Source organism: Bacillus sp. ISL-7 (assembly GCF_018613065.1).
In genome coordinates this window covers 164406-186428 of record NZ_JAGGQW010000041.1, presented here as the reverse complement: position 1 = coordinate 186428, position 22023 = coordinate 164406, and the positions used below count along the sequence as shown (strand labels likewise).

Below are 22023 nucleotides of genomic sequence, written 5' to 3'. Positions count from 1 at the left end.
ACCAAGAGTATCTACCCAAAGTGAATATGAATTTGTTTCTATTGATGAATTGGTTCCTGACAATCACCTTCTTCGTTTAATCGATAAATATATTGATCTTTCATTCCTTCTTGAAAAGGTTCGTCCTTATTATAGTGAAATACTTCCATTGACAGAAAGTGTTTCTTTTATTCGTGCCAAAACCTCTGGGTTAACATTTTGGGCATCCACCGAAGTAAAGTGCTATGTTTGTTAACGGTAAAACACTATAAATACTTACTGTAGATAATGCTTCTACAAAGATAGAAAACTGAATTTTTTCGTATCTTTGCTTATTCGATCAAATCCTCAGAATAAACCGAGTGTTTTTTTGTAAATAATAAGATTGTTAAACAATAAAATGCGGAGGAATTCTATGCAACAGGAACAAGCTAAAAAGAATGTGGGTTCTATTCTGAGACCAGAATTTGCGGGAACTGATGCACAAAAAGTAAAACAAGAAATTCAAAAAGATGTAAGCCAAGGACAAGGTGCTATGACTTCCCGAGAGGCAGGAGCCATGCAAGATTAAAAAACCACTCACAATTAAAAAAGCTGCCCCAATATAAAAGTGGGACAGCCTTGTTTTGTATAATTAAATATCGAGTTTCCTTGTACCAATCCATTTCACCATTTCAGGATCTCTATGTGAAAAGAACAAGCTCTGTTTTGTGTCTAACGTAGAGATCTTCTCCATATCTTCTTGGCTTAACTCGAAGTCAAAGATATTGAAGTTTTCGATGATTCTTTCCTTGCGAACAGACTTTGGAATGACAACGATTCCTCTTTGTGTCAGCCAACGTAAAATCACCTGGGCAACAGATTGATCATGCTTTTCCGCAATTGAAACTAACACTTCATTCTGGAAGATATCATTTTTACCTTCAGCAAAAGGTCCCCAAGACTGTATTTTCACATTATTCTCTTTCATGAATTGTGCACTTTCTATTTGCTGGTTGAAAGGATGCGTTTCCACCTGGTTAACAGCAGGAATCACTTCATTATGAATGATTAAATCGATCAAGCGGTCTGGATGGAAGTTACTCACTCCGATAGACTTGATTCTACCTTCTCGATACAATTCCTCCATCGCACGCCAAGAACCGTATACATCACCAAATGGCTGATGTATTAAATACAAGTCTAAATAATCCAATTGCAGTCTTTCCAGTGATTTTACGAATGCTTTCTTTGTGCCCTCATAACCAGCATCTTGAACCCATAGTTTTGTGGTAATGAACAATTCATCTCTTGGTACACCACTCCGCTTAATTGCTCTGCCCACTGCTTCTTCATTTAAATAAGAGGCAGCTGTATCAATCAGACGATAGCCTGCCATAATTGCATCGTAAACGGCTTGTTCACATTCTTTTGGATCATTCATTTGAAACACACCAAAGCCAAGGATAGGCATCTCTACACCATTGTTTAAGATTAAATAGAGATCGATTTGACTAATGGAACTCTTTTCACCTGCCCTTTTTTTTCAAATAATAAAGACTCCTTTTTATTTCCTTTTCTACTTTTTGAAAAAACGTCTCTAAACCCTTATTAGCTCCACCCTCTAATACCCTCTGACCTGCCAAAGCGAGGGCACCTGTTACCTGTGCTTCAGCTTTACAGTTTAGATGAGTCGCCCCTTGTTGATCATTAAAATAAAGTTCAGCTTTACCGGAAATTTCTCCGATATTACCCGTTCCAATTACTTGTAATTGAAGGATGGAGGATGGCTTCTTCTCATGAAGTCGGATCTCAAGGACAAAGTGATCTTGAATGGGGCCCATTTTTATCTCCACTTCAGCTTGGTATACACCTCTGGTCACTTCTGAAAAAGACTTACAACCAGGGAGTGAGTTCCGCAGCACCTTTTCATCCTTGATATATTTCCACACAATGTTCCTTGGCAGCCCGAATGTGTATTCGTACGCGAATTTCACTGTTCCCCCTCCAATTGACCACAAAAATTACAATCAATTATATGTATTCAATTGGATTGTAAATGGTTAAAAGGAACTGAATATGCTGTTTTTTATGATTGGCCGTCTAAGTGGTATGAAGGACAAATCTCGCAGCAAAAACAATAAATTTGTCTTTCACCTATCACGATGAAGAATACATCTCTGATTCTCCTATTAGTAAAAAAACCTACTTCCACTGGGAAATAGGGTCTGACTCTTTTCAGATATTTTATTGTGAGAGAAGCTGCTGCGCAACTATATAACCTGATCCGCCATTCACTCCATGTCCAGGCCAGGTTGCGGCACCGAGCATATACACATTTGGAATAGCTGTCTGATGACCCGGCTGCCCTGGTAATGGTCTAAAAAGATAGCTTTGCGCTAAATCGTGCGCCCCGCCGTAGGGATCCCCCGGTCCTGCGTTCGGGTTAAACCTAGCAATCGTATCTGGGGTGACGACATGTTTTCCAATCACCGCACTTGGGATGTTTGGGATATGCTTACTCACCACATTTAGCACGCGTTCTGTGAACCGCTCGGTTAAATCATGCGTCCATGTACCATCTCCGACATCGATAAGGTTAGCCGCATCCCTACGTGGACGGATGGGCACTTCCAGCACTTGAATGCGCATGATTGCTTTTCCTTCCGGTGCTCTCGTTGGATCGAGGTTGGTAGAACAATCGACCGTAAAGGTAGGATTGGACGGAAGCAGATTGGCAGCTCCCTGGGCAATCGCTAGAGTGAATCCGTCCAGTCCATCTGTTAGATGCGGCTGCCCGACACGGTTAAACCGTTTATCTGGCCAGTTTGGCGGCTCACTTAGCGCTAGATGAATTTGGACGCAGCCTCGGCCGTATCGGTACTGTTTCGCTTGTGCTCGAAGCGGTGGTGAAATCTCCGTATCGGCCAAGAGCGAGAGGTAGAGCTGATCAGGTGTGGTTGAGGCCACGACTGCCTGCTTGGCACGATAGTTTTTCCCCTTTGCTGTTCGGACGCCAATCGCTCGACCGTTCTCCACTAAGATCCGCTCGACAGGAGTGTGCGTAAGAATTTCGCCGCCTTGATCCTTTATCAGTTGAGATAATGCTTGAACCAGTTTCTCACTTCCGCCTTCAGGTATCGGCATCCCGCCGCCCATCAGTGCCATCACGGTCAGCGGTACCCAAATCCCGCTTCCGACTTCATCCGGCGTGCGGCCAAGGTGTGTGACCCAGGAGGCCAGCATTGCCCGTGTCACTGGTGACTTTAAAGAACTGACGGTATTACGGGCGGTTGAAACTAGTGAGGCAGCGAAAGGCGAATAGCCCGCCCCGCCCCCTTCGTGAAGCAAGCGCTTCAGGATCGGTGCAGCTTCAGGACTGGAGAGATCCATATTGAATAATCCAAATACATCGTTAACATATGGATTTAACTGTTCAAACATGCCGGCAAGTGCTGCGCCGTCTCCGGGAGCCAGCCGTTCTGCCTCAGCGATGAGCTCTTCAAATGAACTAGGCAGGACAGCAGTTCGTCCGTCTTCCATCGAAACACCGGTCGGCAGGTCCGTATTTATGTATCGGAGCCCGCGTGCTTCTAGATCCCCTCTTAGTTCAGCGTAGGCTGGTCCGGTTGTAAAGAGAGGATGTGCAGCAGCAAACACATCATGTTTGAACCCTGGAAGCGTCAGTTCTTCGGTACGCAGAAATCCGCCCGGGCGATCATTTTTTTCTAAAACTAGGACGCTGCGACCCGCCCGCGTTAAATAGGCAGCCGTAATTAAAGCATTATGGCCGCTTCCAATCATAATGACATCAAAGTTATCCATCAAATCTCTCCTTTAATAGGATCAAGCCATATCTACGTAAAAAGATATTCTGGAGGATGGATACTAAGTACTAAATCTAGTGCTTTTATAAAAAATTTTAAGCAGTTACTGCCAACAAGTGAGACACTTCAAGAAAACCTTGCTTTGATAGATTGAATGTGCAATTTTTTGCGAAATGCAATCAAGCTCTGAAAAAGTCATTTCTAACATCTCCCGTTAATAGGCTAGTTTATATAATAGTTCAGTTAAAAGTTCAATTCCTGTTTCTAACTCTTCCAAACTCGTAAATTCTTTTGGTGAATGGCTGATTCCATTCTGGCTCGGTACAAATAATAATGAGGTGGCGCAGACGGAACCAAATACTTGGGCATCATGTCCAGCACCTGAGATCATTTCTTGATAACGGTAGTTTCTCTCCTCTGCAATTTCACGGGTCCACGCGTACATCTCAACATCCATCTTAACCGGCTTTACATCCATCCACTGGGAAATTGCCACTTCTATATTTAAGCTTTCAGCTACTCGTTTAAACTCAGTGAAAATCTCGTTACAATAATGATCAATAACAGCTTCCTGATGATGTCGAATATCGAGGCTAAACTCCACCTCACCTGCGATTACATTCGGAACATTCGGTTTGACGTTTAGCCTTCCAACCGTTGCGACTAATTGCGGATCAACACCCCTCGCTTTTTCTGTTAAAAAAGAAATAAAATGGGCGGCTGTACTCACGGCATCCTTACGATACTGCATCGGAGTCGTCCCCGCGTGGTTACTTTCTCCATTGATGTGAACCGTAAAGCGGCGTTGTCCGACAATATGGGTCACAATCCCAATCTGATTCTGATTTTTCTCAAGAATCATCCCTTGTTCAATATGAATCTCCACAAAGCGTTCCACATCATCCCGAACTGGAGGAGTATACTTTTCAGGATCAAAACCCGCTTGATTCATCGCTTCTAAAAATTCAATTCCCTCTGGGTCCTTTATAGCTTTTACCGATTCAAGGTTGTAGGAACCACTGATATTTCTCGACCCCCAAAAGGTAAGCGGAAAACGACTTCCTTCTTCTTCGCATAAAGAGACGACTTCTATCGTTTTCTTTGGGTACCCATAGGTTTGAAATAGCCTTAATACAGCAATGAAACTGGCGATGATTCCATAGGCACCATCGTATTTCCCACCATCGACTACCGTATCGATGTGAGAGCCGGTCAAGATTGTTTTCCCATTGGATTCTGTACCTGGGAATCTTCCAAATAAATTTCCGACACTGTCAAAATACGTATCTAGTTTCGCTTGGTCCATTTTATTCTTTAACGCCAGCTGCGCATCGAGCCAGGATGGAGAATACAAAAGTCTTGTTACGCCCCCATTCTCCGTTTTTCCAATCGAAGCAAGCCATTCAATCATTGCTCCCACATGACCTTTTTCTAAAAACTGTTTGTCTTCTTGAATGGCCATCCACTTCACTCCTCGTAATTAGTTATATTATCTTTCCTTACATTAAACTGGTTATATTCCTAGTTTACATTCAATTAAAATGAACTTCATTAGACGATTCGTAAAAATTCTCATTATCTTTTATGCAAAATAACCAAATCATGATAATATAGATGGCAAATACATAATTTGTAGTGTTTCTTTACAAGGAGCGGTTCAAATGAAAGTAAATGAACTCTTATCCATCCCACATTTAGAAGGAATTAAAGACAAAGCGCTTTTTAGATAAAGTACCGGAAGAAGCAATCATTCTGGCAAACCAGTTAGCCATTCCGATCATTGAACTCCCATTAGAATTATCACTTGGGGAAATTGTCAATCATACTTTACGAGCGATACTCGACCAACGAGCTAGCGAATTAACACTTGCGCTTGAGACCCACAGGCAATTTACCAATATCATTATGCAAGGTAAAGGGATTGGATTATTACTTCAAGATTTATCTCAACTGATTCATCGTCCGGTTCAACTAATAAATCACCATTTCAAGCCGCTCTATCAACCGAATACGAACCTGGACTTTCCTTTGTTATTGGATGGTCTGAAAATTCCTTCTTTGATGACTTCTCCGATTTCAATATCAGTCCGATCCACTAAACAAACCTGGACTTTATTCCCTGTTCACATCAGTGAAAAGAAAAAAGGGTTTCTTATGCTTATTGGAGAGATTGAGAAAACCGATCATTTGACTTCTTTAATGATTGAACAAGCTACCAATGTTATATCTTTTGCACTCATGAAGGAAAATGCGCTTAGACAACAAGAGCGAAGTATTCGCAATGATTTCTTCCTTCATTTCTCGGATGGCACTTTTACTTCTCAACAGGAAATCATCGGTCGAGCCGCGGAGTTTTCATTAAAAAACGATCAGAAATATATTTGTTGGTCGGTAAAATCGACAGGGATGAGCATCTCCCTACCTATATGAAGCGCCTTGAAAAAGCAGATGATATTTATGATTTTATTGAAGGGGAAGTCTCTATTATAACTCCCAAAATTCACTTTTTTACCCAAGGTGAATCTTGTGTTCTTTTATTTGAAGTCGAAGAAAATATCTCCAATCCAGACGCTTACTGTGAATCTGCGTTACTGCAACTTCAAGAAAAAGTATTGAATTACTTCGGGAATACGATTTCCTTAGGTGTTAGTAATGTAAGCCATACTTTCTTAGATGTTAAAAATGCTTACAAAGATGCTTTAGATGCCTTATCACAAGGGCGGCTTTCAAAGAGAACGGCATTTATCCAAACCTATCATACGAAAGACGTTATGGAATTATTGCGAATGGTTCCCCAAGATGACTTAAAGAATTTTTATACTTTTACCCTTAGCCGCTTTGCAGAGACAAAAATAGAAGAAGAGCAGTCCCTGCTAGACACGTTGTCTGTCTATTTAGAAACACACTGTCAAATTTCCGAAACAGCAAAAAGATTGTTTGTCCACAGGAACACGGTGGTTTATCGAATTGAAAAGTGTGAGGAAATTCTCGGAAAAAGCTTAAAGGATTCAGAAACAACCATGCAAATTAGAATTGCCTTAAGGATTAGATCCTTGTTAGAGACTTAAAAGAAATACTTAGACTCAAGCAAATGTGACTTCAAGCAGCTTGAGTTTTTTTGTGTCATGTCTCTTGGCGACAACATCGCAATTTTAGAATAATAAGAGTTACTTTTTCTAACTCTAAAAATCTAACATAAAAAAGCCTATTTCCTTAAGGAAAATAGACTCTAGAATCGATTGCACCTCTTATAAAAATTAAAACAACTTATTTATGTCATTTTCAGAAACCAATACCACTTTCCCGCGTTCGTCTTCTTTTTTAATTTCGTACAGACCATTTTTATAATCGTATATTATTGTATATACATCTCCAGCGAAAAGAACTTTGTCATTCGTGCTCATATAAAGCCCCCCTAATATTTATATATAGATAATTTAATACAATTATCTTTGTGAGTCTCCATTTTTGTTAACTTATCTTACGTAATATTTCAAAGGAGTAATTTTATCCCTGATTAATATACCGCATAAATCCCTGCAGCCTTCGAATGAGACCACCATTTCCAAATCGGATAAATTTCTGTTGGTCCTTCACAATCCCATAATCTTTACTAAAATCTAAAAATTTCAATATGAAGATACGTCGATATTGAACGCGTTCAATTCCAATTCCATAAAACCACTGGTCAATCGTATTATAAACTCCCTTATTTAACCCAAATTGTGAATGACACCATTGAAAAAACTGTAAGTCCGGCAGATTTAGATATTCACTTTTTTCTAAGGAATTCTGTTTTGTTGTTTTTAAGTGAATCCCTACAGGACGAGAATTTGAGGTTTGCATCATGAATATCCTCCTTTTAAGTATATATTTAGATTAAAAAAACTTAACCAACTAATCATTCTCACCAAAAAAACAATAAAAAAGACTCCTGTTAATAACAGGAGCCTTTGGTAGTCCAATCGGCTTTTACAATACTAGGTGGAGATCCAACAAGTGCGGAGCTCACATATTTTCATAAGAATACTTTTTGCTGAGGAGAGGCCTGGTTATCTAAATCCCATTTAACCTACTTGTTTACTTGGTATTGAGATACTAACTGTTGAATACACTATAAATCTTAATTAGTGTTGTTGTCAATCCATTACTTTGAATTTTTAGACAAATTTTTTTATTAATTCCCACTTGACTCTGATTAGTTAATTGATCTGCTTCTTTATTAGTCACTAGAATAAAAAACTCGCCAGTTGGCGAGCTTTCCATTGTTTGTTTTTAAGCGTGGAGTTAAAAGCCTTCATTGTTTATATAATACGTGCGGTTACGATTCCACCGATTTGATCGATTTTTTCTTGCAAACCAGGAATGATATCGCCATTTACTTTATTGTCAATGTCAATCATCGTATAAGCATATTCCCCACGGCTTCTATTAATCATGTCTGCGATGTTTAAATTATAGCTTGAAATAGCTAGTGTAAGCTGTCCAACCATGTTTGGAACGTTTTTATGGAATACTGCCACACGTTTCTTTCCTGTATAAGGTATGGATGCGTTCGGAAAATTCACTGAGTTCTTGATATTTCCGGTTTCCAGAAAATTCTTCACCTGGCGTGCAGCCATAATTGCACAGTTTTCCTCTGATTCTTGCGTAGATGCACCTAGATGAGGGATTGGAATTGCATTTTTCATTTTTAATACATTTTCATTTGGGAAATCTGTAATATACTTACCAACCTTGCCGCCTTCAAGCGCTGCTGCCATATCTGTTTCATTCACAAGCTCTCCGCGTGAGAAATTCAAAATGTGAACTCCAGGCTTCATAATGCTAAAAGTTGCTTGGTTAAACATTCCTCTTGTGTCATCGGTTAATGGAACGTGAACCGTAATATAATCAGAATTAGCAAACAACTGTTCAATCGTCATTGCGCGCTGAACATTTCTAGACAAATTCCAAGCTGTATCAACAGAAATAAACGGGTCAAAACCAATCACGTCCATGTCTAAATCTAGGGCATCATTCGCTACAAGTGCTCCGATGGCGCCTAAACCAATTACTCCCAGCGTTTTCCCCTTAATTTCTTTTCCAACGAATTGTTTCTTACCTGCTTCAACTAGCTTCGGTACTTGGTCACCTTGGCCTTCTAATGTCTTTGTCCATGCTATGCCGTCAAAAAGGTTTCGGGATGAAGCCATCAATGTAGTAAGAACCATTTCTTTTACAGCATTTGCATTCGCACCAGGGGTATTGAAAACCACAATTCCCTGTTCTGTACATTTTTCAACCGGAATGTTATTAACACCCGCTCCAGCACGTGCAATGGCCTTTACATTATGACCTAATTCTAGTGAATGCATATTAAAACTGCGCACAACAATCGCATCAGGATTTTCACTGTCATTGTCAATCGTAAAATTATCCTTATTGAATACATTTAGCCCGCTCTCAGCGATATTATTTAAAGTTTTGATTGTTTTTATTTTGTCTAGTGTTGTTGTGCTCATCTCGTATTCTCCTCTATTCTTATATGATAGTTTGAAATTCCCTAAATTCATTAAGCAAGCGGAAATGGTCAAATTTTATTAAAATCTGTACCTACTTGATTTTTAAAATATTAAAGTAATCTTGGCTCCTAGCCGGTTGAAATATCCCCTCCTATAAACAGAAAGAGGTAAGGAATAAATCCCTACCTCTGCCCAGGCGAACGGCTACGAGACATTATGTGCTCCCTCACGGTAATCCGTGTTTCGCCAGTTACACATCGTCTTTTTAATTTCTCTTACTATATCAAATTTTCTTACAATAATCAAGCTAGAAAATGCATTATTTTTTGAAGTTTGTGTTCAAATTATTTTCCGCTTCTTACATTAATTTTTTCATATCCTTAAGGAAAGCTGCTACCTCTTCCTCTTCTGTTGCCCAGGATGTTACGAGTCGAATCGCCGAGTGATCGGTATCGACCTTTTCCCAAATATGAAAGGCATAATGTTTCTCTAATTCCGTAATCAGCGCATTTGGTAAAATCGGAAAGATTTGATTCGATGGAGAATGGGTTAGAAACGGAATATTTGCTTTGCTGATTTCATCTCTAAGAATGGTAGCCATCATATTAGCATGCGCGGCCAAATCAAAGAACAAATTGTCCCTGAACAGTTCAAGAAACTGAGTGCCCAAAAGTCTCCCTTTCGCGAGCAGTGCTCCCTTTTGCTTCATATGGTATCGGAAATCCTCCTTAAGAGAATCCTTGCAAATCACCAAAGCCTCACCAATAAGTGCCCCATTCTTTGTTCCCCCGATATAGAAGGCATCCACAAGTGTTGGCAGATCGCTTAACTGAAGATCATTTTCTGTTGAACAAAGCGCTGAGCCTAACCTTGCACCATCCATATATAATATGAGATGGTTCTTTTTACAAAAATCACTTAACTGCACGAGTTCACTCCGGTTATAAATTGAGCCAATTTCGGTGGAGTTGGATATGTATACAAGCTTAGGTTTGACCATATGCTCATCCGGATGACCGTCGAGTACCGCTTTCACATCAGATGGGGTAAGTTTCCCGTTCTCTGTTTCAATTGATAGTACTTTATGTCCTGTCGCTTCAATGGCTCCTGTTTCATGCCCCAAAATATGGCCAGTACTCGCTGCCATTGCTGCTTCGTGCGGTCTTAAGAAAGCAGAAATCGCAATTAGATTTGTTTGTGTCCCGCCTGATAAGAGGTGAATGTCAACGTCTGTCCGGCCCATTCTCTCCTTTAACAGTTCAACCGCTTTTTGGGAAAATTGATCCTCTCCATAGCCATCCACTTGGACAAGGTTGGATTCTATTAAAGCATTTAATATTCTAGGATGTGCGCCTTCACTGTAATCGTTCTTAAAGCTATACATTAGATTGCCCCCGTTTAATTATTTATAAGTGTAATTTCATGTCCATCCTAACATATTTTTTAAACAATGATGGGTATTTAGAGGATAAAAAACGGTAATATTTATCTTAATTTATTCATTCTATACTAAAATAAATACTCCTTTATACAAAGATACTTTTTATTGAGCTACACTTCTTCGTTAGTCGAAGAACAAAAAATCCGGCTATGTAGCCGGATTTTAAACTCTTGCACCCGTTAATTCAATAACATTTTTATGTAAAATTATCATTCATCAAGGGAACATTTAGGTTCATATAAGCATTTCTCTGAACTCTTCATCATTTGATCGACTAACTCAGATCTTCCGTAGGCTGTTATTCCTATTATCCCTTGTATGCTTTCTGTAATTTCACAAGATCAAATTTCTTCATTTTAAGAAATGCTTCCGTTAGGCGCGCAAGTTGCTCTGGAGTGCCTTTGCTCATCATCTCGTCCATCTCAGTTGGCACAATCTGCCAGGATAGGCCAAACTTATCTTTCAGCCAGCCGCATTGCTCGGCTTCAGGAACGGCAGAGAGCCTTTCCCAGTAGTAATCAATCTCTTCTTGTGTGTCGCAGTACACCATAAATGAGAATGACTCGTTAAAACTGAATTTGTGCTCATGCGCGCTATCCATTGCGGAAAACCACTGATTTTCAAGCATGAAATCAGAGAACATGATGGTTCCTTCTTTGTCAGGTTCCATGCCCTTAGGGTAGCGGGCGATAAGTCCCTGCTTTGCGTTCTTAAATACGGATAAATAAAAATTAATCGCCTCTTCTGCATTGCCGCAATTATCGCCGACAAACAAAAGTGACGGCACTAATGAAGGCCGCTCTTCACCATCTGGATTGGTAAGGATTAACTGCCAGGACAAACCATACTTATCCTGAATCCAGCCAAACTTCTCACTGAACGGATACTTATCAAGTGGCATTAACACGGTGCCACCTTCGGACAATTTGTTCCAAACCTCATTTATTTTTTCTCCCGCTTCTTTTTCTCGCGATGGGTCAAAATTTACGACGATAGACACTGACGGATTGAGATTGAAATAGGGCCCTGCACTGATTGCCATGAACTTCTGCCCCCAAAGTTCAAACGAGACAATATCGGAGTCACCTGATGGTGTGTCGTGAATTGTGGTTACATTCGTAATTTTTGATTCCGGGAATACCGAAGTGTAAAACTCGGCTGCTTCTTTTGCCTCCTTGTTATACCATAAATGCGGAACGATTTTTTGATTTGTTTTTGACATTGCTGTTCCTGGTTACTAAAATCTATAAAAATCTACCCTTCGCCTCCGAACCAAGAAAAGAGACATACCGTGACGATTCTCACGTCATTCCATCAGGAAGGGAATTGAACCCTTGTCATGAACCTGCTGTTCAAGACACCCCGCGGTGCTTTGTTAGGGCCGGCGATTTGCAACAGACCATTCCTTCTATTGGTTAGACTGACGCAAAGATTGGATTTTAGTACCAGGACTACACCTCCTTGGATTGTAATTCCTGGTTCTTTATTATTAATGTTTTATGAATCACGTCCCATAACTTCCACCAATGGTTTTCTTTGAATGTTTCTATATTTCTTAATAACATCCCCAAATACTTCCGCCTTTGCTTGCCGTTTTTTGACTTATTCTCGGATTCTTCCATTGACCCAAGAATGGAAATCAGTTTTGGCTGTACTAGCGCACGTACCTGGTTTAGGATTTCTTGCGGTATTTTTTCATCAAAACCAAGACCTCTTCTCCCATAATAAAAAAATTAATCGAAGTTTTTTCGTAGTCGATTGATTAATTCTTTTGCTGGCAAAGGTACATAAGTCAAAGGTACAAGAGTGGCTGTATAAACGGCTCTTTTTTTCAATAATTTTGCCACTACTTCATATATCATACTTAAACTTGTTCATCGAGCTCAATAAAATAATGATCTTTACGATATGACACTGCCTCCATGGTTGCAATTAGATTTTGCTCATGAAAAATGTCAATTCGATAGAATCCTGTACGAAAGTTTCGTCTTATTTCTGTCGCACGGGCAACTATTCTGTGTCCTGGTTTTGCTGCTTCAATAAACTGGATAGTTGTCGAGAGTCCTACTGAAGTTTTTCGATATGCATTACAAGCTGCCGAAAATGCGTGGTCTGCTAAAGCGTATATAACTGCTCCATGAACAGTACCATACGCATTCACCATATGGTCCTGCACTTCTAGATTTGCTTCTGCAAAACCAGCTTCGTAGTGTTTTTCATAAATTTGATCCTCGTCAATTTTCTTTTTCACAAATACCTACCCCTTTGATTTATTGAAACGACCATCACCATAGAGTGAAGAAATAGTAATACGTGATGAATTAAAATACCAATTGAACCAAAATCATGTATACAATCGTTCCTCCAGCTATAGACAGGAGCATGTTTTTCTTCCATAAGTGAAGCAACGCCACTACTACTACCCCAATCAATTCGGGTAAACCGTGACTTCCAGAAATTAAACTCACGTCCTTAAAACAATAAATGACCAAAAGCCCAATTACTGCTGCTGGCAGCACTTTACCGAGATATTGTACAATGCGGCGTAGGCTTACCCGATGGGAAAACGATGAATGGAAGAAACCTTGTAAGCACTGTGCCCAAAACCACCATAGCAATCGTAATAATCTGTTGCGTTAAACTCATTGTCATATGGTGCTAACCTCAACTTTCTCCAATGGCTTTCTAATGAGGGTCAGTAACCCAAGAATTGCAAACATCGCAGGGATAATGAAGTGGTCTCCGCCAAAAATAAAGAGACTGACCGTTGAAAGCCCAACACCGATGAGAGCACTGTGTTGCTTTTTCTCTTTCATCCACTGTTCAATGAAAATGACTACAAAGAGAGCCGTCATAACAAAATCGAGCCCTTCTGTGTTGAACTTGACAAAAGATCCAAAAATACCGCCAATTGTTGAACCAATGACCCAATAAGAGTGATTGAGTAGTGTCACAAAGAACATTAACCAGCCCTTGTCTACATTCTTCGGAATATCAACGGTACAATTGATAGAAAAAGACTCATCGCAAAGCCCATAAATCATGTAAAACTTCTTTTTCCCAATTCCCTTATACTTATCCAGCATGGATATGCCGTAAAACAAATGTCGTGCATTCACCATTAAAGTTAGAAAAAGGGCGTTAATCGGATTGAACGCGAAAAGCAATAAATTGGCTGCCACAAACTCCATTGATCCTGCAAATATGAATAGACTCATCAGAATCGGGTAAATTGCACGAAACCCTAATGAATTCATATAGATGCCATATGCGATTCCCAAGAATACAAATCCAGCAAAAATGGGGACTGTATATGGAAAAGCCGCACGAAATGCAATCCATATTTGATTTCTTTTTTTCAAATGATTCACATCCTCGATTGCTAAATTTATTTAAATTTAACATACAAAATCCATACAAAAAACAAGATAATTGTATGGATTACAATTATCCCTACATAGAAATACCCCCTTTTATCAAAACGGGGGTACAAAGTTTTTTTTCAAATAAAATAAACTCGTGAATTCACCTTTTCAAACGATCTGATTTCATTATAAGAATTCCATACAAAAATGATATGATTGTATGGAACAAATTTATTAGAGGTGTACTATGCCAATCAATTCATTTGAAAATTATCCAATGTCTTGGAAACCTGATAAGAAAGCCTTAAATCGTCCTTTTTATAAATCTCTTGCGTTATTACTTGAACAGGATGTTATTAATGGCTTTTTGGCCCCTGGGACAAAGTTACCTCCGCAACGAGAATTAGCGGACTTTCTTGATTTAAACTTCACCACGATTACCCGTGCCTACAAAATATGTGAGGTAAAGGGATTAATTTATGCCGTTACGGGGAATGGAACCTTTGTAGCACCAAATGCCGCCCGTTCAATAACCATTTCCGCTGATAAAACAGCAAACCTCATTGAGCTCGGATTTGCGGCATCGTTTGAGCAAACCAATGCTATCGTAACAGAGGTTATTCAAAAGGTTGTGAACAAAAGTTATGTAGAACAGCTATTAAATTACAACGAACCGACAGGGATTCTACATCAAAAAACGGCAGCTCTAAACTGGATGGAATCATACGGAATTCACACGGACCATGAGCATATAGCAATCGTTTCTGGTGCCCAAAATGCACTGGCAATTGCTTTAGCTGCTTTGTTTGAGCCTGGCAATAGAATTGCCACCGATTTATACACGTATTCGAATTTTATTGAATTAGCAAAAATGTTCCATATTCAGTTAGTCCCCATTCTCGGAGACGAGTTTGGGATGTTACCAGACGAACTTGAAAAGCAGTGCAGCCAAATAAATATACACGGAATTTTCCTAATGCCCTCTTGCTGTAATCCTACCACAGTGATGGTTCCAGAGTTTCGAAAGCAAGAATTAGCTGCGGTCATCAGTAAGCATCGTTTAATTTTAATTGAGGATGATATTCATGCATTTCTGACTGCAGGTATAATCTCCGATTACCAGCAGCCAATGTTCAATTCACTCCCAGAACAGAGCATTTATATTTGCGGCACCTCTAAGTCCATTTGTTCTGGATTAAGAGTTGCCTATATGGTCTACGGGGATGCGTTACGTGAGAAAATTCAGCGGGCTATTTTTAACATCAATGTAAAAACCTCTTCTTTTGATGCAGAAGTGATCACAGAGCTAATCTTATCAGGGAAGGCTCATGAAATTGTCTCTCTAAAGAAACAGCTTGCACAAACTGCAAATGATATTTATTTTGAATATTTTCCTTTAAGGAAGAATGTTGGACACCCTTTTAGTTTTTATCGTTGGCTTCCAATTCATGGATTTAACGACGCCTTTCAGCTAGAATCGGATTTAAAAAGACAAGGTATTAGAGTCTTTCATTCTGATCGTTTTTTAAGTGGGCAGACCACCCCTGATAAGTATTTGCGAATTGCACTTGCTTCCACTAACTCATTAGAAGAGTTAAAAATAGGACTAAGTATATTAAGACAGTATCTCAATTAATTCGAACAAAAATGAAAAACGGATGAGAAAAATCATCCGTTTCTTTACTGTTATGTCTTTGTTATCATGTAGACCGTTAAAGCACAATGTATATCTCAAGTTGACCTAAACTAAGGGACCAACTACAGGGTGCGGTACATATGGTTCCTCTAGTGATGCTATTTCTTCAGGTGTTAGCTTAATTGAAAGAGCTGGTACTGCATCTTCAAGATGCGATATTTTTGTAGCCCCAATAATAGGAGCTGTTACCGGTTCCTTTTGCAGCAACCAAGCAAGTGCAATTTGGGCGCGAGGTACGCCGCGTTTTTCGGCAATGGCAGCAACCTGCTTCGCGATCAATCTGTCCGTATCAGCAGTAGCATCATATTTAGACTTCTGAACTTGGTCCGTTTCGGAACGATGCGTTGTTTCAGCCCAATCACGCGTCAATCTTCCTGATCTCTAAAAATTGTAAGGAAAATAAATAAAATCAACAACTAGCTCCAATAATAGTAGACCTTCAGAAAACCGCCTATTATTGTTATTAAAAACACTGATTGGATACATTTCATGGATTTTTCATCTAAAAAACATCGCCAATGAGCTCTATTGGATACTATTTTAGCCTTTTTTATCGGATTATTGTCGCCAATAAGCCCTATTGGATTCATTTTTCACCTTTTTTATCGGAATATTGTTGCCAATAAGCCCTATTGGATACCATATTAGCCATTTTTATTAGATTTCTGTCGCCAATGATCTAAATATTACCATTTTAGTTACTTACCTATGAAAATTAAAAAGCCGCCCTCACTTTATGCGATAACGGCCAGTTCATTTGAAGATTACACCATTATTTTGCAAATATCATTCGTAAATTCTACTGGGTCATTAATTGGTAATCCTTCAATCAATAGAGCTTGATTGTATAATAACTTGGTATACAGATCTAATTTATCTTTATCATTTTCAAATGCTTCTTTTAATGATTGGAAGACTTCGTGATGGTTATTGATTTCTAAGACCTTATCCGCTTTGATATTTTGGTTATTCGGCATCGCAGCAAGAATTTTTTCCATTTCAATCGATATTTCCCCTTCAGTTGCCAGGCAGACCGGGTGGGACTTTAACCTTTTTGAAATCCTTACATCCTTCACTTTATCAGCTAAAATATTTTTCATATAGTCAAAGAGTTCTTTGTTTTCCGTCTCTGTTGATTCGGAATCGTCCTTGTTTTCTTCCCCTTCGATTCCCAGGTCACCACTTGAGATCGACTTGAATTCTTTTTCTTTGTAGGTCATTAACATTTTAATTGCGAATTCATCGATATCCTCAGTGAAATAAAAGATTTCATAGCCTTTTTCAGAAACGAATTCGGCCTGTGGTAATTTTTCAATTCGTTCAATCGATTCACCGGAAGCGTAATAAATATATTTTTGATCTTCTGGCATTCTTGATACATATTCATCTAAGGTGACCAATTTCTTCTCTTTAGAAGAATAGAACATGATCAGGTCCTGTAATAATTCTTTGTTTGCACCAAAATCATTATAAACTCCGTACTTTAACTGACGACCGAAGGATTGATAAAATTCTTCATACTTTTCGCGTTCTTTCCTTTGAAGGCTTAGTAATTCGCTTTTAATGTTTTTGTTAATGTTTTTAGCGATCAGCTTCAATTGGCGATCATGCTGGAGCATTTCTCTTGAAATGTTAAGAGATAAATCTTCGGAATCGACCATCCCTTTAACGAAACTGAAATGGTCTGGCAGCAAGTCAGCACATTTTTCCATTATCAGAACCCCATTGGAATAGAGTTCTAAGCCCTTTTCAAATTCTTTCGAATAGAAGTCGAACGGAGTTTTTTCAGGAATATATAGGATTGAATTATATCTAATGGTCCCTTCGACGCTGATATGGATATGTTTAATCGGCTTGTCAAATCCGTAGCGTTTTTCGTTATAAAAGTTCTCGTAATCTGCATCGGTAAGCTCGCTCTTATTCTTTTTCCAAATTGGAACCATGCTATTGATAATTTCTTCTTCTTGATAATCCTCGTATTCGGACTCACTGCCTTCCTTGAGTCTTCTGTTATTAACATCCATTTTGATTGGATAACGGATGAAATCAGAATATTTTTTGATAATCGCTTTTAAGCGATATTCCTCTAAATACTCATCATAGTTTTCATCTTCACTATTTTCTTTAATCTTTAAAATAATTTCTGTCCCAACTGAATCTTTTTCTACCTGCTCAATCGTATATCCATCAGCACCTGTGGATTCCCATTTAAAAGCCTCATCACCATCTAAATTTTTACTAATCACAGTAACTACGTCAGCAACCATAAAAGCAGCATAAAAACCTACTCCAAACTGACCGATAATGTCATAGCCATCTTTTAATTCGTTTTCCTTTTTAAATGCTAGGGAACCACTTTTGGCAATCGTCCCAAGATTTGTTTCCAGTTCTTCTTTGGTCATCCCGATCCCTGTATCGATAATCTTAAGAGTACGGTTTTCTTTGTCAGCTTCCAATTTAATATAATAATTGGATTGATCAAAACTTAAAGCATCGTCAGTTAAGGCTTTGTAATAAATTTTATCAATGGCGTCACTGGCATTAGAAATTAACTCTCTTAAAAATACCTCTTTGTGAGAATAAATAGAGTTAATCATCATCTCTAGTAATCGTTTAGATTCTGCTTTAAACTGTATCTTCGACATAGAAAAAGCCCCTTCCTATTCTTAATATGTAAAGACTGATTTAGATTGTCTAAAAAGTAAATCAGCACCTATTAGCACTCTCACCACCTGAGTGCTAATCCATATAATTAAATATCATATTTCACGTTGTCGTGTCAATATGTATCTATTTTTATTTCAACAAATCTTTTAACAAAGTGAAAAAAAGCCACCAATAAAGGCAGCTTATCATTCCGTTTTATGAAGTGCGTTTTTACCAAACTGCAATCTCGTTATTGACCCGGAGCATTGCTGCCTCATGTCCACTACGATCTTCTTTTTTTAATGAAACCTCTAACCTATCATCATTATCGAATGTTTGATCACTAATAATTTTCGACTTCTTTACTTGATGGTTTATAAGCGTACATAAAGAATCTCGATATCCTAACGAGGCGCTTTTTCTAAAATCATTTCACTTCTACACATTTCTTTTGTAATTATATTTTTTAAGCAATTGACATATCCGTAACAATATTGACATATATTTTATCAATCGCATCGGAAGGAGGGTAAACCAAATGGATAATCGAATTTTTTTATTACTTGCTACAATCTTATCTGGTTTCGCACTTATTAGAGTTCCTTTAGCTGATTCATTTCTTGAAGGCGTTTCCCCAGTCACTGATATCATTGGTATACTAACTGTTTTAATCTTCTCACTCGTCTTAATTTATAAAGGAGTTAGAAGTTTGTTCAGTAAGTAAATATGATTATGGAAAGCACTCTATATAGGGTGCTTTTCTCTTTGAATTTAATGTTATCCACCTACTTAAATAAATTAATTATTTTTGCAAACAATAAAATAGTGTTATTTATTACTCAAACCGATTTAAAGGAGAATCTAAAATGAAAAAAGATACATATTCAAAAGGAGAACCAACTATTGCAGAAGGTATGGATACAGAGGATGTACTAAATAGAGATGCCACTCAAGCAGAAATTGAAAATGGGAATTCAACAAATGTAACTGTTTTGTCTCTGGATGAAAACGATCCTAGTTGATTTAATCTAAGGGTAGAACATGTACGATCTCTATAAAGTAATTCCAATACTGTGAAGAAAAGCGAATAAGATCAAAATCGAAAAGGAGTACGGCTACTCCATTATAATTTTCACCATTATTCTCCTCGTTTATATTTCTTGGAGTACCTTTTTTTCATAGTATTGGAAAAACCAAATGGAACTGTTACCAAAATCCGCTCGCTAAATATCCGGCAATAATATCACTTGAATAATATAATCACGTAACGTCCATTTTCTTTACCTAATAAACTTGTCATATTGTACCAAGACAAGTTCTACTTCTCTACTATACTCGGAGAGTCGATCTTCGTCTTAGTTAGGTAGATAACCAATCCCAAGATGGTTATCAGGAAGATTATACTGGTTCCCACCGTACCCAAACCAAGACCGCCGTTTTTTTGAGACTGTGACAGGAAGTCACCAAGAGAAGCGCCGAATGGACGGGTCAAGACATAGGCAATCCAGAAGGACAGCACTGCATTTAGCTTGAATTTGTAGTGCGCAATTGCCACTAACCCAATCAGTACAGCAAACATTAGTGCAGATTTCCAGTAACCCATGTTAAGACCCTCTGCAATTAGATCCCCGGCTACTGTACCCAAGGCGAAGGTGAACAAGATGGCCAACCAGTAGAATGCCTCCCGCTTGGATGTATAGATGGAGTGAATAGACAATGTCTTTTCCCTCGCGTACCAAGCCGCAAAGGTTGCCAGCATGGCAATGGTGAAGATGATGGTGGTTGTTTCTAATGCTACACCGAAATTGTCTACAAGGTTATCAGTGACTAGTGTACCGACAACACTTATTAGCACAACAGCGAGCCAGTAAATCCTTGGCACGTACATCTTCAACTTAAACTGGAAGAACAGCGTAATGATTAACAGGATTGCCATGATATAAGTGGTATTGGTCAAGCCCAGGTTCAAGGTATCGTTCAAAAAGTCTGCAGCTGTCTCCCCCACCGTGGTTGCCAAAATTTTAATGATCCAGAAGAAGATTGTAACTTCTGGAACCTTATTCAACATTTGACGGCCTCTGGATAGATTTGGTATCTCCCCTGAATAACTCATTTAAAATGCTCCTCTTTTTCTTTTTTATTTTGAATCAGCACTCACTATAGCGGTACCCTCTTTTGAAAACACAAACAGCTTTTGCCCAAAATAGTTTAACAACGTGTACAAACAAGTACCCACTAGGACAGAGAGATCAGTTTGAATATTCTTTGGGATGAAGTCATTATTTTTTAAAATGTCTACCACGAAACGCCTTCCCATTTCATATGAAAGGAAATAACAGCACAAGATAACGATTACAAAGCGGACCGCACTCTTTGACAATGAATTTTGGCTTTTGAACGTAACATTTCTATTTAATATAAAACTAACAAAGGCTCCAATCGAATTGCCAACAAAAGTGGCTATCCAATAGGACTGTCCAAGTAGATGTAAAAGAAGATACATGACGGATAACCCTACGACTGTATTAACGACCCCTACCATAATAAATCGAACGAATGAATATTTCATAACCGACTCCTAATTTATCACTGCTTCACTCTGCTTTTTCACTTCTAATAAATTTGTGTACAAATCTTTTTCAACTGCATACCTTGGCCGTCTTTTAACCTCATGATAGATTTTACCGATATATTCTCCAATAATACCAATACCCAACATTTGTAAACCTCCAACGAACCAAATGGAAATAATTAAAGAAGTCCATCCGGATTCGGTGTGACCTAATATTTCTTGGGTGATCGCATAGCCCTCTGCTATGGCACTTATTAACACTGCCAAAAATCCAATAAATGTGACAAATCGAATAGGGGCGACACTAAAGGATGTCATTCCATCAAATGCGAAGGCAAGCATTTTCTTTAGTGGGTATTTTGATTCTCCAGCAAACCTCTCTTTTCTGTCATAGTAGACCTTTGTGGATTTATAACCTACAAGTGGAACAAGTCCACGAAGAAATAAGTTTGTTTCTTTATAGTTTAATAGCTCAACTAAAGCACGTTTACTCATAAGACGAAAATCTGCATGGTTTGGGACAAGTTTAATCCCCATTCTTTCCATCATGCGATAAAAACCTAAAGCAGTTGTCCGCTTAAAATACGTATCCGTCTCTCGGCTATCCCTTACACCATAGACAATATCCTGTCCTTCCCAAAACTTTTCAATAAATTGATGGATGACCGTTATGTCATCCTGCAAATCCGCATCGATTGAAATGACACAATCCGAATGCTTTGAGGCTATCTCTAATCCAGCTAAGAGTGCATTTTGATGACCAACATTTCTAGCAAGCTTCAATCCTCTTATATTTGGATTTCTTTCATTTTCCACTTCAATTAATTCCCAGGTCCGATCCCTGCTGCCATCGTCCACAAAGAGGATCCTGCTGTCTATTGAAATAAGCGACTCCTCCATTAATTCAAATAAAACAGAAGATAATTGTGCCGAAGTTTCAGCTAATACCTCCTCTTCATTAAAACAAGGGACCACAATCGTTAGCACCGGTTTATTCATATGGAATCACTCCTA

22 protein-coding genes, 2 pseudogenes and 1 riboswitch are annotated in these 22023 nt (G+C 38.7%); of the genes and pseudogenes, 7 read left to right on the top strand and 17 right to left on the bottom strand.

Annotated features, from left to right (window positions below; translation table 11 throughout):
• Positions 1–139, top strand: a pseudogene (locus J7E66_RS33095) (transposase); the annotation flags it as partial.
• Positions 140–394: 255 nt separating this feature from the next.
• Complete coding sequence (locus J7E66_RS17245) at positions 395–550, top strand: hypothetical protein (RefSeq protein ID WP_215002060.1); 156 nt, start codon at positions 395–397, stop codon at positions 548–550.
• 63 nt (positions 551–613) lie between these two features.
• Here J7E66_RS17245 and J7E66_RS17240 read toward each other — a convergent pair whose 3' ends face one another.
• From J7E66_RS17240 to allC, 4 genes are all read right to left on the bottom strand, one after another.
• Positions 614–1432 carry an aldo/keto reductase gene (locus tag J7E66_RS17240; protein WP_215002059.1) on the bottom strand — a complete coding sequence of 273 codons (819 nt, stop codon included), beginning with the start codon at positions 1430–1432 and terminating at the stop codon, positions 614–616.
• A gap of 55 nt (positions 1433–1487) precedes the next feature.
• Complete coding sequence (locus J7E66_RS17235; RefSeq protein ID WP_215002057.1) at positions 1488–1955, bottom strand: SRPBCC family protein; 468 nt, start codon at positions 1953–1955, stop codon at positions 1488–1490.
• Positions 1956–2205: 250 nt separating this feature from the next.
• Positions 2206–3783 (bottom strand): phytoene desaturase family protein, encoded by a 1578-nt coding sequence (locus J7E66_RS17230; protein ID WP_215002055.1) that lies wholly within the window; start codon positions 3781–3783, stop codon positions 2206–2208.
• A 216-nt stretch (positions 3784–3999) separates the two neighbouring features.
• Positions 4000–5247: an allantoate deiminase gene (gene allC, locus J7E66_RS17225; protein WP_215002053.1), complete on the bottom strand. Its 1248-nt coding sequence runs from the start codon at positions 5245–5247 to the stop codon at positions 4000–4002.
• A gap of 443 nt (positions 5248–5690) precedes the next feature.
• Between allC and J7E66_RS31865 the strand changes: the two genes are divergently transcribed.
• Entirely contained in the window at positions 5691–6215 is a 525-nt protein-coding gene (locus J7E66_RS31865) for a hypothetical protein (protein WP_251032968.1), read from the top strand.
• Positions 6170–6853: a PucR family transcriptional regulator gene (locus tag J7E66_RS31860; RefSeq protein ID WP_251032967.1), complete on the top strand. Its 684-nt coding sequence runs from the start codon at positions 6170–6172 to the stop codon at positions 6851–6853. The genes J7E66_RS31865 and J7E66_RS31860 overlap by 46 nt, the downstream gene beginning before the upstream one ends.
• Positions 6854–7042: 189 nt before the next feature.
• Here the strand turns inward: J7E66_RS31860 and J7E66_RS17215 are convergent, their stop codons facing one another.
• From J7E66_RS17215 to azlC, 8 genes are all read right to left on the bottom strand, one after another.
• Entirely contained in the window at positions 7043–7189 is a 147-nt protein-coding gene (locus J7E66_RS17215; protein WP_168243364.1) for a hypothetical protein, read from the bottom strand.
• A 103-nt stretch (positions 7190–7292) separates the two neighbouring features.
• Complete coding sequence (locus tag J7E66_RS17210; RefSeq protein WP_251032966.1) at positions 7293–7634, bottom strand: hypothetical protein; 342 nt, start codon at positions 7632–7634, stop codon at positions 7293–7295.
• A gap of 455 nt (positions 7635–8089) precedes the next feature.
• Entirely contained in the window at positions 8090–9289 is a 1200-nt protein-coding gene (locus J7E66_RS17205; RefSeq protein ID WP_215002051.1) for a phosphoglycerate dehydrogenase, read from the bottom strand.
• Positions 9290–9472: 183 nt separating this feature from the next.
• Positions 9473–9553: riboswitch (ZMP/ZTP riboswitch) on the bottom strand.
• 94 nt (positions 9554–9647) lie between these two features.
• Positions 9648–10673, bottom strand: a complete 1026-nt coding sequence (locus J7E66_RS17200; protein ID WP_215002049.1) for a threonine aldolase family protein — start codon at positions 10671–10673, stop codon at positions 9648–9650.
• A gap of 364 nt (positions 10674–11037) precedes the next feature.
• Positions 11038–11952: a VOC family protein gene (locus J7E66_RS17195; protein ID WP_215002047.1), complete on the bottom strand. Its 915-nt coding sequence runs from the start codon at positions 11950–11952 to the stop codon at positions 11038–11040.
• Positions 11953–12594: 642 nt separating this feature from the next.
• Positions 12595–12981 (bottom strand): PaaI family thioesterase, encoded by a 387-nt coding sequence (locus J7E66_RS17190; RefSeq protein ID WP_215002045.1) that lies wholly within the window; start codon positions 12979–12981, stop codon positions 12595–12597.
• Between the two features lie 70 nt (positions 12982–13051).
• Positions 13052–13348, bottom strand: coding sequence for a branched-chain amino acid transporter permease (locus J7E66_RS17185; protein WP_308162529.1), 297 nt, complete (start codon positions 13346–13348; stop codon positions 13052–13054).
• A gap of 30 nt (positions 13349–13378) precedes the next feature.
• Positions 13379–14122 (bottom strand): azaleucine resistance protein AzlC, encoded by a 744-nt coding sequence (gene azlC / locus J7E66_RS17180; protein WP_215002077.1) that lies wholly within the window; start codon positions 14120–14122, stop codon positions 13379–13381.
• Positions 14123–14342: 220 nt separating this feature from the next.
• On the opposite strand from azlC, the gene J7E66_RS17175 reads away from it, so the two are divergent.
• The gene (locus J7E66_RS17175) at positions 14343–15731 is read left to right on the top strand and encodes an aminotransferase-like domain-containing protein (protein ID WP_215002043.1); all 1389 of its coding nucleotides are present in this window, start codon (positions 14343–14345) and stop codon (positions 15729–15731) included.
• Between the two features lie 105 nt (positions 15732–15836).
• Here J7E66_RS17175 and J7E66_RS17170 read toward each other — a convergent pair.
• Both J7E66_RS17170 and htpG read right to left on the bottom strand, forming a co-directional pair.
• A pseudogene (locus J7E66_RS17170) lies at positions 15837–16169 on the bottom strand (aldo/keto reductase); the annotation flags it as partial.
• A 386-nt stretch (positions 16170–16555) separates the two neighbouring features.
• Positions 16556–18436: a molecular chaperone HtpG gene (gene htpG / locus J7E66_RS17165; protein ID WP_215002041.1), complete on the bottom strand. Its 1881-nt coding sequence runs from the start codon at positions 18434–18436 to the stop codon at positions 16556–16558.
• Positions 18437–18975: 539 nt separating this feature from the next.
• Between htpG and J7E66_RS17160 the strand changes: the two genes are divergently transcribed.
• Both J7E66_RS17160 and J7E66_RS17155 read left to right on the top strand, forming a co-directional pair.
• Entirely contained in the window at positions 18976–19161 is a 186-nt protein-coding gene (locus tag J7E66_RS17160; RefSeq protein WP_215002039.1) for a hypothetical protein, read from the top strand.
• 142 nt (positions 19162–19303) lie between these two features.
• Complete coding sequence (locus J7E66_RS17155; RefSeq protein ID WP_215002037.1) at positions 19304–19459, top strand: hypothetical protein; 156 nt, start codon at positions 19304–19306, stop codon at positions 19457–19459.
• A 296-nt stretch (positions 19460–19755) separates the two neighbouring features.
• Here the strand turns inward: J7E66_RS17155 and J7E66_RS17150 are convergent, their stop codons facing one another.
• The 3 genes from J7E66_RS17150 to J7E66_RS17140 are packed head-to-tail and all read right to left on the bottom strand — an operon-like array spanning position 19756 to position 22008.
• Entirely contained in the window at positions 19756–20550 is a 795-nt protein-coding gene (locus J7E66_RS17150; protein ID WP_215002035.1) for a COG4705 family protein, read from the bottom strand.
• Between the two features lie 24 nt (positions 20551–20574).
• Positions 20575–21006 carry a GtrA family protein gene (locus tag J7E66_RS17145; RefSeq protein WP_215002033.1) on the bottom strand — a complete coding sequence of 144 codons (432 nt, stop codon included), beginning with the start codon at positions 21004–21006 and terminating at the stop codon, positions 20575–20577.
• Positions 21007–21015: 9 nt separating this feature from the next.
• Positions 21016–22008: a glycosyltransferase family 2 protein gene (locus tag J7E66_RS17140; protein ID WP_215002031.1), complete on the bottom strand. Its 993-nt coding sequence runs from the start codon at positions 22006–22008 to the stop codon at positions 21016–21018.
• Positions 22009–22023 lie beyond the last annotated feature (15 nt).